We start from the raw sequence: 12,752 nt of genomic DNA, 5'->3' as shown, positions 1-12,752 counted from the left end.
GCGCGAAGCGTCATAGAATCGTCGTCGCCGGCAGCTCGGCCGCTGCGGCCCGACATCCCTCTCGAACATGAAGAACACGCGCGTGACGCTCGCCCATCGACTTCTGCTGATCGCCGGCGCCTCGATCGCGCCGATGGCCGGTGCGGCACCCGCGGCCTCGCCGGCCGCGGCCTGCGCCTCGCCTGCGTTCGACCGTTATCCGGCGCCGGCCGCCATCCGCGCGCCGCGCAAGCCGGCTGCCGCGCCTCGGCTCGCCGGCAGCGAAGCGCGCCTGTATCGCACCGTCATTCGTGACGCATTCGCGCAACCGGCCAATTTTGCCGGTCACTACCGCGTCGCGATCTGGGGTTGCGGAACGGATTGCCGAAACTTCGCGATCCTCGACAAGAACACGGGCGCGACGTACACGATGCCCGGCGTGACGGCCATCTCGGGCGTGATGGGCAACGACGACGAGCGCGTCGACTTCCGTGCCGGCAGCAGGCTGCTGATCGTCGCCGGCTGCTTCAACGACGATTGCGGCGACGGCCACGCGAAAGCGGCCCGCTTCTTCTACGAATGGACCGGCTCCCGGCTGCGTCCGGTCGGCACCTGCCCGCTGGCCGTCGAGCCAGTTCAGTGAGCGACCCTGGCAATCATGACGTCCATTCACCTCAGTTTCGACGACGGCCCCGGCCCGTCGACGCCCGCGCTGCTCGACGTGCTGCGCGACGCCGCGTGCGCGGCGACGTTCTTCGTGCTCGGCCAGCACTTGCCAGGCGCGCTCGATGTCGCGACGAGAATCGCGCGCGAAGGCCACCGGCTCGGCAATCACACCTATTCGCATGCGAGGCCGGGCACGCTCGCGGACGCCGCACTGATCGACGAGATCGATGCAACCGATGCGCTGATCCGCGACGTCTACCGCCGCGCCGGCCTTGCCGCGCCCGGCACGATCCCGCTGCGCCTTCCGTACGGGTTGATGCCGCACGACGATCGCGCGGCCGTGCTCGCGCGCCTGCGGCGCGAACACACCGGCTGGACCGCGATACTGAACGACTGGCAGCGGCCGCCCCCGTCACCCCAGGCACTGTTCGACGCGATGTGCGCGCATGTCGACGCCTGCACGGCGCGGCAGCGCGACGTGCTGTTGTGCCTGCATGACGGGTCGCGGCATGGCGAAGCGCGGCCCAACACGGTCGAAGCCGTGCGCCTGTTCCTGAACCGGCGGCGCGCCGACGCGACGCACCGCTAACCGGCGGGCACCGCCCCGTCCAGCAACTGGCGCCAGCCGCCAAGGAAACCGATCCCGGGCCCCGGCATCCACAGCCCGCGCTGCGCGGCCTCGAGATGGATCAGCGTCTGATCCGCGCAGAACAGCGTCATCAGCGCGTCGTGGTTGTCGCGCAGCCACGCCGGCGCCGCATCCGGCCGCGTCGCCGCATAAGCCTCCAGGCCGGCCGTCCATCGCCCGCGGTCGAACACGAAGCCATCGTCCCGGCCCGCATCGCGCGACAGCGCGAACGACGCAAAGGCCGCCTCGAGCCATTGCGCCCCCTGCCCCACGTCGTCGAAATCCAGCACGCCGTTCACCGCGTTGCCGACATACAGCAGGTTGCCCGCGTGATAGTCGCCGTGCAGCCAATGCACCGGCCCCGTCAACCACGATGCCGCCGCGTCGAGATGCGTGCCGATCCGCCGGATCACCGTGCCGTAGTCGTCGCTCAAGCCGGCCGGCAGCGACGGCATCGCGCGCGCCGCGACGCGCGCATGACGGGCCGACAGCCACGCCAGCGGCGCCGCTTCGCCGGCGGGTATCGCGGCCAGCGCCGCATGCAGATGCGCGAGCGTGCGCATCGCATCGATCGCGCCCGCATGCGGGTCGTCCGGCAGGCCGGGACGGCCGTCGATATGGTCGAACAGATGCAACCAGCTCCCGTCGGGCCTCTGCACGCCGGGTTGCGCGTCGACGGTCGGGCGCAGCCGCGGCAGCGCGGGCAGCGTCGACACCGTGCGCGCCTCGCCGAGACGCGCGAGTATCGACGCCTCGCGCCGCATCTGCGCGACCGGCTTGCCGGACCACGACACGCGCAGCACCGTGCGCCCCGCATCGCCCTCGACGAGATACGTTTTGTTAGTATGGCCCGACGCCAGCGCCTGCAGGCGCGCCGGCCCGGTGTTCCAGTACCGGTGAAGCCACGATTCCAGCGTTTTCACGTCACTCCTACTCGTTGCATCGACCATGTCAGAGCGTCCTTCGGCCCGCATGCGGGACATCAACATCGAATGGCTGACGCGCGCCGCCGAATTCGGCCATCTGTTCCAGACCCGCTGGCTCGGCGAGCGCTTCTTCCATCTGCCCGGCGACATGCTCGCGCTGCAGGAACTGATCTGGCGCGAGCGTCCCGACTGCATCGTGCAGACCGGCATCGCGGCGGGCGGCGGCGTGGTGTTCACCGCGTCGATGCTGGAGCTGGCGGGCACCGATGGCCGCGTCGTCGCGATCGAGCCGCGCCTGCGCGACGAGGTCCGCCAGCGCCTGCACGCGCACCGGCTCGCCCACCGCATGGTGCTGATCGAGGGCGAATCGTGCGCGGCCGACACGCTCGCGTCGGTGCGCGCGCAGATCGGCGACGGCGCGCGCGTGATGGCGATTCTCGATCTCACGCATACGCACACGCACGTGCTGCGCGAACTCGAATGCTATGCGCCGTTCGTGACGCCCGGCAGCTACGCGATCGTGATGGACACGATCATGGAGTACCTGCCCGAGTCGATGTTCGACGGCAAGCCGTACGGCCGAGGCAACAACCCGGCCACGGCCGCGCGCGAATTTCTTGGCCGCGACGACCGGTTCGAAGTCGACCACGACATCGAGGACCGCGTGCTCATGACGCTGTCGCCAGGCGGCTTCCTGAAGCGAGTGCGCTGATCAGGCGGGCGGCTCGCGCCGAGCCGTCGCACGCGGCATAGCTGTCGCGGATCCGCGCCGCCTGCTCGCGCAACGATCCGGCACGCAACAGGCGTTCGAGCGCGTCGGTAATGGCCGCGACGCCGGCCTGCCGCAGATCGAGCACGCATCCGGCGCCGGCCCGCTCGACGAAATGCGCCGAATGGAACTGGTCGTTGCAGAACGGCGACAGCAGCATCGGCACGCCGCACGCGAGCGACTCCATCACCGAATTCGCGCCGCCGTGGCTGACGAACGCATGCGTGCGCCGCAGCAGCGTCAGTTGCGGCGCGTAACGCACCGCGATCACGCGTGCGTCGCCGGCAGGCAGCAGATCCGAATCGACCAGTTCGCCCACCGACAGCACCAGTTGCGCGGCCGTCGCACGCGTCGCGTCGATTACCTTCGCGAACACGTCCGGATGGTAGTAAAGCTGGCTGCCGAGCGACATGTAGACGAGCGGGCGATCCGCGTCGAGACGTTCCCATGGAAACACCGTCTCGTCACCGCGCGGGCCCGACGGCATCGCGGGGCCGACCAGCTCGACGCCGGGCGGCGGCGCGCCGACCAGCGCGTCGGTCGTGAACGCGAGCGTCAGGTGCGGCGACAGCACGTCGCACCCGCGAAAGCGCGCGTCGAGACCGTAGCGCGCGAACAGGCGCGTGCGTTCCGGCTCGAGCCATCGCACCGTGCGCAGCAGTTCCGAATCGAGATCGTCCGGCAGCACCGGATTCAGCGAATTGGACATCGACACCCACGGCAGCCCTTCCAGCTCGGCGGCAATCGCCGCCGCATAGAGCAGCGGATCGATCACGACCACGTCGGGCTGCCATTCGCGCAGCACCGCGCGGATGCCGTCCACCTGCGCGGGCGCGAGGTCGATCAGCAGCGTGCGGATCCAGTGCCGCAGCCAGTCGGCGTCGCGAATGTTCGCGGCGAAGCTCGCGCCGCGCGACAGGTCGTGGCGCTCGGGCGTCTCGCGCGGCCCGACGAACGCGAAGTCGCCCGCGCCGTCGAGCTGCGCGCTGATGTCGGCCGGCGCATAGAACGCGACGTCGCAGCCGGCGGCGCGCAGATGCTGGGCCGAGCCGATGCACGGATTGACGTGGCCCTTCTCGGGCACCACGCAGAACAGGATGCGTTTCATGAGCGGCTCAGGTTGGGCGATGCGCGGCATCGCAGTGAAGGCGATCGAGATGCTCGAGAAGCAGTGTGAGCGTCGTCCACAGCACGCGTTCGGTATCCGCCTGCAACGTGGGCGCGGCAAGGCCGAGCGTATCGGCCAGTGCCTGCGTGCGGCCGCGATCGAGCAGCGTCGCGAGATTCATCGCCGGCGCGAGCCGCCCGCGCTTGGGGCCGTGCACGAGACGGTCCGGCAGGTTCAGGCGCGCACCGAGATCGCGCAGGCACTGCTTGTTCGGGTCGGGCGCGATGCTCGTCAGATGCGCGACGACGGCGGCATCGACGAACGGCGGATGCAGGTCGACCGAGGCCTCGTCGAACAGCGCATGGCACAGCGGCAGATAGTTGGCCGAGCGGTCGCGGCGCAAGACCTGATCCGCGCCGTCGCCGGTAATCGCCACCTCGACGCCGTCCGCCGCCATCGCGTCGGCCAGCAGCAGCTTCGCGACCGGATGCAGGTTGAACATCGGTTCCTCGACCGCATGGGTCGTTCTCGGCAGCGCCGCGACGAAATCGGCCTCGTTCGCGCGCACGATCGTCACGTTCGCCTGCATCTGCGCGGCCAGTTCGAGCGCCGCGTCGCGTTCGCAGTAATCGGGCATGTCGGTCGCAAGGATGTAGGCCGTCACGTGCCGCAACGCGCCGAGTTCGCGCAGCAACGCGAGCAGCAGCGCCGAATCGAGCCCGCCGCTCAGCGCCAGCGCGACCCGCTTGCCGCTGTCGAGCGCGCGCTGCAGCGACGCGCGCAGCACGGTGTCGAGATCGGCTCGCCGTGGCCGCTCGGGCGCCGGCTGCACCGTCAGCCCTTGCGGCGACCGGGTCAATGCATGACCGGGCGGCACCGCGCGCACGTCGCGCAGCACGGTACGGCCGACGAGACGCTCGCCGCTCAGGTAGCCCGCGATGGCGGCCGCGTCCGGCGCGCCGGCCGGTTGCCCCGACGCCCGCAATACGGCGCGGATGCCGGATGCCGACACGCCGCTGCGCGGATGGTAGTACAGCCGATCGAAACCGAACGGGTCGCGCGTGCCGACGATCATGGATAACGAGCCTTCAAGGTGTCCACTTCAATGCGTTTCAGGATGCGATGCGGCGCGACCGGCGCACTGCCGCCCCGACAATGCAGGCATGCTTCGAGCGGCGTCTCGCGTTGCAGATACGCGAGCATCGCGTCGAGCATGCCGGCGTCGTCGCGCAGCGGCAGGCCGTCGGCCTGAAAGTCCTTCTCGCCCTTGTACAACGTATGGAAATGCGCGGGGCGCGTGCACGTGTAGAACATGCCGTCGCGAATCATATGGCAGCGCTCCCGGATCCAGCAATCGTGATAAAGGCGTCGGGCTTCGTCGCGATCCGTGCCCGGCTGTGCGCGGTTCATCGTCGTGAACACGTCCTGCACTTTCCAGTTCAGACGCACGTCGAAGCGTGCGGCCTGGCGCTCGACATGCGCGACCAGATCGGTGGAAAGCGCCGGCTTCGGATAGCGCGAGATCGTCAGCGCATCCACCGCTTGCCAGAACGCGTCGGGCATCTCGCCGAGTTTCAGGCCGTTCGTCGTGACCGAGATCACGGGCGCGATGCCGGTGCCGCGCGCGCGCTCGACGATTTCGACGAGCGCCGGATGCAGCAGCGGCTCACCGCCAACCAGCTTGAACATGCGCGGGCGCAACACCTTCGCGGCCTTGCGCAAATCGGCTTCGATCGATGCGGGGCTCGCATGCCACTCGGGCAGGAGCGGCGACAGCGAGCAGCATTCCGCGCAAGTGAGGTTGCAGTGATCGACGATATGCGCTTCCAGCGAGCGCGTCTGGACGCGTCCGTCCTCGACGCGGTAATCGCGATCGAGCGGCGGCGGAAACACGTGCTGCCGCTCGCCGGCGCGTGGCCGATTCGGGATCTCGTTCGGGCTCGTACTCACATCAGCTTCCTGCTTCCACGCAACGGGAAAAGAAATCGATCAGATGGTCACGCGCGTCCACCATCGCGGACGCCATCGTCACCGCGCCGTTCAGGTGCGACGCGAAGCGCGACGGATCGTCGAGCCAGCCTTGCACGACCCACAGCTTCAGCGCGTGCTGCAAGCAGGCGGCATCGACCGCCCATGCGATGTTTGCCGGGTTCACCGGCCGCACTCGCTGGTACGCACGCACGAACGCTTCCGCGCGGTCCGGCGCCTCCAGCGGCAAATGATTCAGGCATCGCACCAGTTCGTATTCGCGCGGCGCACCGATCGATGCTTCCCAGTCGAGGATCAGCGGCGGCAGCGTGCCCGTGAACAGATAGTTGAACTGGTTGTAGTCGTTGTGAATGGGATGCTGCGGGTCGTCGGCCGGAAACGCTTCGATGCTGCCCGGATAGTAGCGGTCGAGCATGCGCAGCGCGAGATCGACGTAGCGGCGCAGGTTCGCGGCGGCGGCAGCGTTCGCATCGGCTCGATCGAGTGCCTCCAGCAGGCTGCCGCGTACCGCATCCGCGTCGATGGAGGTCAGCCGCGCATGGATCGTGTCGAGCGACGGCAGATGCAGTTGTTCGAGACTCGCGTGCAACGCGGCCAGACTGGCGCCGAGCGCATCCCATTCGGTTGTCGAGAACGTATCGTAGGTTTTGAATTGCCCGGCCTCCCAGCGCGTCAGCATCGCGTGGGAGTTTTGTCCCGACCAAAGCGATGCGCCGGACCTTGTACGCTTCAGCGTCTGCACATGGAAGCGAGTATCGCGGTGCGTTTCCAGATGCGCGAGGACGGCGGTTTCCTTCACCGCACGCGCATGGTGTTCGCCGGCATAGCGCTTGACCGCCACGCCTGCGCTGCTGTCGGTCGGCAGATGCCACACCCGCTCGCTGACCTGCGTCGGCAGCCCGCCGCGGCCGAGCCCGTAGGCGTCGCGAATCTCGTCGAAGGTGGCGGCGAGCGAATCCATTCAGATGTGCTCGGCCGGCCCGTGCCGATACGGATGGCCGGTCAGGAACGTGTTGTGTCCGACGTAGCGCAGCTTGTACATCGCCGGTCGGAACAGCACCGACGGGTCGTTGTTCGCGATGCCGAGCAGCGGGTACAGGTCGCGCCGCACGAAGAACGCGTTGTTGCCCATGTCGTCGCAGCACACGAGTTCATAGCCCTTCTGCCTGCCGAGATGCACGAGCGATTCGAGGCTCGCGCCGTAATAGGTCGAGCCGTCCCATTCGTGGTCCGGATTGAAGCACATGACCCAGCGCTCGGGCGGCGTGTAGTACGGGTTGTATTCGATCACGACGATGCGCGGCTGGAACGCTTGCAGGCCGCGCCACACCCAGTAGTCGTTGCCGTCGATGTCGATCGACAGCAGGTCGAAGTCGGTCGGCACGTTCGCCTCGGTGAGCAACTGATCGACCGTGTCGGGCTGGACGCGATCGTGATGCAGGCGGACGCGCTCCGCACCGGCGTAGTGCGCGGCAAGCTTGCCGAACCGGTATGCGCTGCCTTCCACCAGTACGCCGGCCCAATCCTGTTCGCGCAGCAGCCGCGCGGTATTGCTGTTGCGCAGGCCGTCGCTCGCGCCGATATCGACGCAGAAGCGGTGGGTCGGCGCGATCCGCTCCATCAGGCGCGACAGGATGCCCTCCTCGGTGCCCTGCGCGTACAGGCTGGGCGCAAGGCCGGACAGGTCGAGCGGGAGAAGATGGTCCTGCATCGAGGGCGGCTCCGGGTGAAATGGGGAATGATGGGGGTGTTGGGTGGGTAATTTACCCGAAGTCGATCAAGCAGAGGAAACCGGCATGCGCGGCACGGCGGGGTTCGGGCGCGGCGGATATGAAAAAGCCCGCATCGACATGGCTGTCGATGCGGGCCCGTAGCACTTCCGGCGGTTCACTCCGTACGTTGATGCCCGACCTGGCCTCACGCCCGGAGGAAACCTCGGGGCACTTACTCCTGCCCTTGACTCGTCAGGAACTCCTCATAATTCCCGCCGAAGTCGAACAGCGTCCCGTCCGTATGCACTTCGATGATCCGGTTCGCCAGCCCGCTCACGAATTCGCGGTCGTGGGACACGAAAATCAGCGTGCCTTCGAACTGCTCGAGCGCGATCTGCAGCGACTCGATCGACTCCATGTCCATGTGGTTGGTCGGCTCGTCCATCAGCAGCACGTTGTGGCGGCCGAGCATCAGCTTGCCCCAGATCATGCGACCCTTCTCGCCGCCCGACAGCACCTTCACCGACTTCTTGATGTCGTCCGACGAGAACAGCAGGCGGCCCAGCGTGCCGCGCACCATCGTTTCGTCGTCGCCGTCCTTGCGGTACTGGTCGATCCAGTCCATCAGCGTGATGTCGTCCGGGAATTCCTCGTACGTGTCCTGCGGCATGTAGCCGACATTCGCGTTCTCGGCCCACTTCACCGTGCCGTGATCGAGCGGCAGGTTGCCGAGCAGCGAGCGCAGCAGCGTCGTCTTGCCCGCGCCGTTCTCGCCAATGATCGCGATGCGCTCGCCCGGCTGCACCGACAGGTTGAAGTTCTGGAAGATCGTGCGCTCGTACTTCTTCGTGATCTCTTCGGCGACCACCGCGACGTTGTGCAGCTTCTTCTCGAACTCGAAGCGGATGAACGGGTTCTGGCGCGACGACGGCTTGAATTCCTCGATCTTGATCTTGTCGATCTGCTTCGCGCGGCTGGTGGCCTGGCGCGCCTTCGACTTGTTCGCCGAGAAGCGGCGCACGAAGTCCTGCAGTTCGGCCACGCGCTCCTTCGCGCGGGCGTTCGCCGCCGCCTGGCGCTCGCGCGCCTGCGCCGATGCGAGCATGTAGTCGTCGTAGTTGCCCGGCCAGACCTTCAGCGTGCCGAAGTCCATGTCGGCCATGTGCGTGCACACCGAGTTCAGGAAGTGACGATCGTGCGAGATGATGATCATCGTCGAGTTGTACTCGTTGAGCGTGTGCTCGAGCCAACGGATCGAGTTGATGTCGAGGTTGTTGGTCGGTTCGTCGAGCAGCAGCACGTCCGGCTTCGAGAACAGCGCCTGCGCGAGCAGCACGCGCAGCTTCCAGCCCGGCGCGACGTCGGCCATCGTGCCGTTGTGGAACTTCTCCTCGATGCCGATGCCCAGCAGCAGCGCGCCCGCGCGCGCTTCGGCGTCGTAGCCGCCGTATTCGGCGAACTTGCCTTCGAGCTCGGCCGCGTGCATGTAGTCGTCGTCGGTCGCTTCCGGGTTCGCGTAGATCGCATCACGCTCGGTCATCGCGGCCCACATCTCGGTGTGGCCCATCATCACGACGTCGAGCACGCGCACGTCTTCGTACGCGAACTGGTCCTGGCGCAGCTTGCCCAGGCGCACGTTCGGCTCCAGCGCGACGTTGCCGGCGCTCGGCTCGAGGTCGCCGCCGAGGATCTTCATGAAGGTCGACTTGCCACAGCCGTTCGCGCCGATCAGACCGTAGCGGTTGCCCTCGCCGAATTTGACCGAGATATTCTCGAACAAGGGCTTCGGCCCGAATTGCATCGTGATGTTGGCAGTAGAAAGCACGGCAGGTCCCGTAAGAGAGAAATCGACGGAAAACCGTGTATTTTAGCAGGTGTCGGAGAAACTGCCGACCGCCCCGCCCCGGCAGCGCTTTCCGGCCACGCCGGCCCGCCGCCCGGCGGCCCGTCAACACGACGGCACGCGCGTCACCGCCGTCCTACCGGAATCCCGCATGCTCGCCAGCCAGCTTCGCGAACGACTCGTCGGCGCATGGCGCCTCGTGTCCTACGAAATCCGCCCGCGTGACGGCGGGACCATCACCTATCCGCTCGGCCGCGACGCGCGGGGCTGGATCCTCTATACGCCCGACGGCTACATGTCCGCGCAGCTGATGGCGGCCGGCCGCCCGCCTTACGCGGACGGCGACCTGCAGGGCGGCAGCGTCGAGGAGCGCGCGGCCGCGGCGCACGGCTACATTGCGTATTCAGGCCCCTTCAACGTCGACGACGACGGCACGTTGACTCATGAAATGGACGTCAGCCTGTATCCGAACTGGATCGGCAACGTCCAGCAGCGTGTCGTCAGCCTGGACGGCGACCGGTTGCAACTCGGCACCACCGCCCCGATCCGGATCGGCGGCCGGGAGGTCGAACCGGTGCTCGTCTGGGCCCGCGCGCGCCGCTGAACGCCCCCCGGCGGCGTCGCACAGCGGGCGCTCGAGCGCCGCAACCGCCCCGGGCGCACCAGAGCAAGCCGCTCCGGCGGCTGAGCATCACTTGCCGGCCTTCTTGGCCGCCTTCTGCGCGGCCTGCGCCTTCATCTGCCCGAACAACTCGGAGCACGGCACGTCGCGGTTGTTGCTCGGCGCGATCAGCGGGATCAGCGCCGCGAACGGGTTGATCAGCCCGAGCCCGACCATCGCGCCGGCGCGCAGCGCGAGCGCGCCCGCATCGACGCCGACCTTCGGGTTCTTGAACGTGCCCTTCGCATACAACGGCGAGCGCAGCGAGAAGATCCGGAAGCCCTTCGTGTGCGGATGGATCTTCAGGTCGAGCGATTCGTCGCGCAGGTTGATCGGGCCGTCGACGTTGATCAGCGCATCGTCGGTATCGAGCGCGAAGACCTTCGGCTCGAGCATGCCGTCGTTCGCGACGAAATCGATCGCCGCGCAATTGATGTTGGCGTCGCGCGTGCCGAACAGCTTCTCGTAGACGACGTTCGCGACGTTCAGGCCCGCGGCCTCCATCAGCAGGAGGCTGATGCGGCCGTTCGTGATGAGCGCCTTCACTTCGCCGGTCGACGTCCCGGCGAGCGCGGCCGGCGAATTGCCGGTCGCCGACAGCGACGCGTCGCCGTTGATCTCGCCGAGCGCGGTCTGCATCACCTTCTGAGTCGGGAACAGCTGCTTGAGCTTCAGGTGGCGTGCGCTCAGCGTGAAGTGCCCCTTGAGCGGCGTGCGGCTACCGTCGAGATGCGCATTCGTCGCGAGCGTGCCGCCCGCGACGCCGAACTGCAGCGGCTCGAGCGTCAGCACGGCGTCCTGCAGCAGGATGTGCGTGTACAGGTTCGTGATCGGCAACTGCGCGCTCTTGATCAGCTTGCGGCCGGTGAACTTCACGTCTGCATCGATCGCGCTCCAGCGTTCGGTACGGAACGTCGCCACCGGCAGCACGCGGTCCGGCGGCTGGCGCGTCGTGTCGCCGCGCTTCTTCTTGCTCGCGGCCGAGTCGGCGCCGATCACCGGCGCGAGGTCAGAGAACTGCAGCAGGTTCGACACGAGTTCGCCCGACAGCTTCGGCCGCGGCTCGCGCTGCGCCCAGGTGAGCGTGCCGCCGAGATCGCTGCCGCCGACGCGGCCGTTGAAGTTCTCGTAGCGGAACGTGCTCGCGTTCGGCTTGAAGTTGCCGATCAAGCGCCCTTCGGTCGCGTAAGGCGGCGTATCGGGCAGCGTGATGCCGGTGAGCTGGTAAAGGTGCGACATCGACGCGCCCTGCAGCCACAGCCGCAGGTCGAGCGCCGCGAGATGCCTCGGGTCGGTCAGCGTGCCGACGATCGCGAGCCGCGTATCGCCGGCCTTCACGTCGGCCTGCAGCGGGAACGGCCGCGTCGCGTTCTCGATCGCCAGCACGCCACCCACCTTGCCCGTGCCGCTGACCGGCACGTTCTTGTAGCGGCCGTCGAACTTCAGCCCGAATGCATAGGTCGGGCCGGCGGGCTTCGCGGGCGCCGCGGCCCCGCTCGCGCCGGACGCGGCAGCCGCCGATGCGGAAGGCGCGGATGAAGCGGACGAACCCGACGAACCGGCAGCAGCCGAAGCGACACTCGCCGCCGACGCGCCCGAGGCCGCAGCCGCACTCGCACTCGCCACCGACGCGCCCGACGCGGCTTGCGCATCGACCTTCGCGCCCAGTTGCGCGGCGCCGTGCTTGCCGACGCGCTGCGCCGACGCCGCTCGCGACGTCTGCTCCTGCTCCTTCAACACGTCGCCGAGCGGGATCGGCTGGCCGAGCGTATCGATCGCGACGGTCAGATCGGCCTTCGTGATCGCGTCGCGATACGTGACGGTGCCCTTCGCGAAACCGAAACTCTCGAGCCGCACCTTCCAGCGCGACGGCTGCGACGATTGCTTGAACTGGAACGTCCACGTATTGCTGCCGTCCGCGCGCCGCTCGAGATCGACGGCGGGATTCACGACGTCGATCGACGGGATCACGATTTCATGCGCGAGCAGCGGCAGAATCGCGAGGTCGAAGTGCGCGGCGTCGAGCGTGACGAACTTGGGCGCCTGCGCCCAGTCGGGATTGCCGATCTCGAGCTGCGTGGCGGAGAAACTCGGCCACGGCACCCATGCGCGCCAGCCGGTCTCGCCATCGGGACGACGCCAGCCGACCTTGAGATCGCCGTTGATCGCGAACGGACGGCCAAGTGCCGTACTCACCTGTTCGTTGACCCACGGTTTCGCGCGGTTCCAGTCGAACGTGAAGAGAAAGATGCCGGCCGCCGCGATGAGCACCGCGACGATACCGACGATCCATGCAGCCGATTTGCCGATGGTTCGGGCTAGCGTCATGGCGGTTCCGTTGTTGTTCTGAAGTGTTGCCGCACCATGCCGGGCCGCTTGCGTGGACGAACGGCGCACGACAACTGCGGCTTTTCAATCGGTATTATGGCGCACGAGATGGCGGCCTTTCGGCGCCATTAACGCTTTTTTTC

12 protein-coding genes are annotated in these 12,752 nt (G+C 67.7%); 4 read left to right on the top strand and 8 right to left on the bottom strand.

The features are described from left to right. Positions 1-82 precede the first annotated feature (82 nt). Positions 83-622, top strand: a complete 540-nt coding sequence (locus C5F75_RS09515; RefSeq protein WP_059583524.1) for a hypothetical protein — start codon at positions 83-85, stop codon at positions 620-622. 15 nt (positions 623-637) lie between these two features. Beyond that, positions 638-1,234 (top strand): polysaccharide deacetylase family protein, encoded by a 597-nt coding sequence (locus C5F75_RS09510; protein WP_059583477.1) that lies wholly within the window; start codon positions 638-640, stop codon positions 1,232-1,234. On the opposite strand, the gene C5F75_RS09505 is transcribed toward C5F75_RS09510, so the two are convergent. Then, complete coding sequence (locus tag C5F75_RS09505; protein WP_059583479.1) at positions 1,231-2,196, bottom strand: phosphotransferase; 966 nt, start codon at positions 2,194-2,196, stop codon at positions 1,231-1,233. The genes C5F75_RS09510 and C5F75_RS09505 overlap by 4 nt on opposite strands. Positions 2,197-2,221: 25 nt before the next feature. Here C5F75_RS09505 and C5F75_RS09500 point away from each other — a divergent pair, with 25 nt between their 5' ends. Continuing rightward, on the top strand, positions 2,222-2,911 hold the full coding sequence (locus C5F75_RS09500) for a cephalosporin hydroxylase family protein (protein ID WP_059583480.1): 690 nt from the start codon (positions 2,222-2,224) through the stop codon (positions 2,909-2,911). Here C5F75_RS09500 and C5F75_RS09495 read toward each other — a convergent pair. The 6 genes from C5F75_RS09495 to C5F75_RS09470 all read right to left on the bottom strand — a co-directional run bounded on the left by C5F75_RS09495 (position 2,868) and on the right by C5F75_RS09470 (position 9,602). Next, positions 2,868-4,076, bottom strand: a complete 1,209-nt coding sequence (locus C5F75_RS09495; RefSeq protein WP_104012120.1) for a glycosyltransferase — start codon at positions 4,074-4,076, stop codon at positions 2,868-2,870. The two genes, C5F75_RS09500 and C5F75_RS09495, sit on opposite strands and share 44 nt — an antisense overlap. A gap of 7 nt (positions 4,077-4,083) precedes the next feature. Beyond that, the gene (locus C5F75_RS09490; protein WP_059583485.1) at positions 4,084-5,151 is read right to left on the bottom strand and encodes an asparagine synthase-related protein; all 1,068 of its coding nucleotides are present in this window, start codon (positions 5,149-5,151) and stop codon (positions 4,084-4,086) included. Continuing rightward, positions 5,148-6,026 carry a radical SAM protein gene (locus tag C5F75_RS09485; protein ID WP_059583487.1) on the bottom strand — a complete coding sequence of 293 codons (879 nt, stop codon included), beginning with the start codon at positions 6,024-6,026 and terminating at the stop codon, positions 5,148-5,150. The genes C5F75_RS09490 and C5F75_RS09485 overlap by 4 nt, the downstream gene beginning before the upstream one ends. A gap of 1 nt (position 6,027) precedes the next feature. Continuing rightward, positions 6,028-7,026 (bottom strand): phosphotransferase enzyme family protein, encoded by a 999-nt coding sequence (locus C5F75_RS09480; protein ID WP_059583489.1) that lies wholly within the window; start codon positions 7,024-7,026, stop codon positions 6,028-6,030. After that, positions 7,027-7,776 (bottom strand): FkbM family methyltransferase, encoded by a 750-nt coding sequence (locus C5F75_RS09475; RefSeq protein WP_059583491.1) that lies wholly within the window; start codon positions 7,774-7,776, stop codon positions 7,027-7,029. It abuts the gene before it with no gap. Positions 7,777-8,009: 233 nt separating this feature from the next. After that, the gene (locus C5F75_RS09470) at positions 8,010-9,602 is read right to left on the bottom strand and encodes an ABC-F family ATPase (protein ID WP_059583493.1); all 1,593 of its coding nucleotides are present in this window, start codon (positions 9,600-9,602) and stop codon (positions 8,010-8,012) included. 169 nt (positions 9,603-9,771) lie between these two features. Here C5F75_RS09470 and C5F75_RS09465 point away from each other — a divergent pair, with 169 nt between their 5' ends. Continuing rightward, entirely contained in the window at positions 9,772-10,224 is a 453-nt protein-coding gene (locus C5F75_RS09465) for a lipocalin-like domain-containing protein (RefSeq protein WP_059583495.1), read from the top strand. Between the two features lie 87 nt (positions 10,225-10,311). On the opposite strand, the gene C5F75_RS09460 is transcribed toward C5F75_RS09465, so the two are convergent. Next, complete coding sequence (locus C5F75_RS09460; protein WP_059583496.1) at positions 10,312-12,609, bottom strand: AsmA family protein; 2,298 nt, start codon at positions 12,607-12,609, stop codon at positions 10,312-10,314. Positions 12,610-12,752 lie beyond the last annotated feature (143 nt).

Source organism: Burkholderia anthinoferrum (genome assembly GCF_002925705.1).
Classification (GTDB): domain Bacteria; phylum Pseudomonadota; class Gammaproteobacteria; order Burkholderiales; family Burkholderiaceae; genus Burkholderia; species Burkholderia semiarida.
This window is presented reverse-complemented; position numbering and strand designations above follow the sequence as displayed.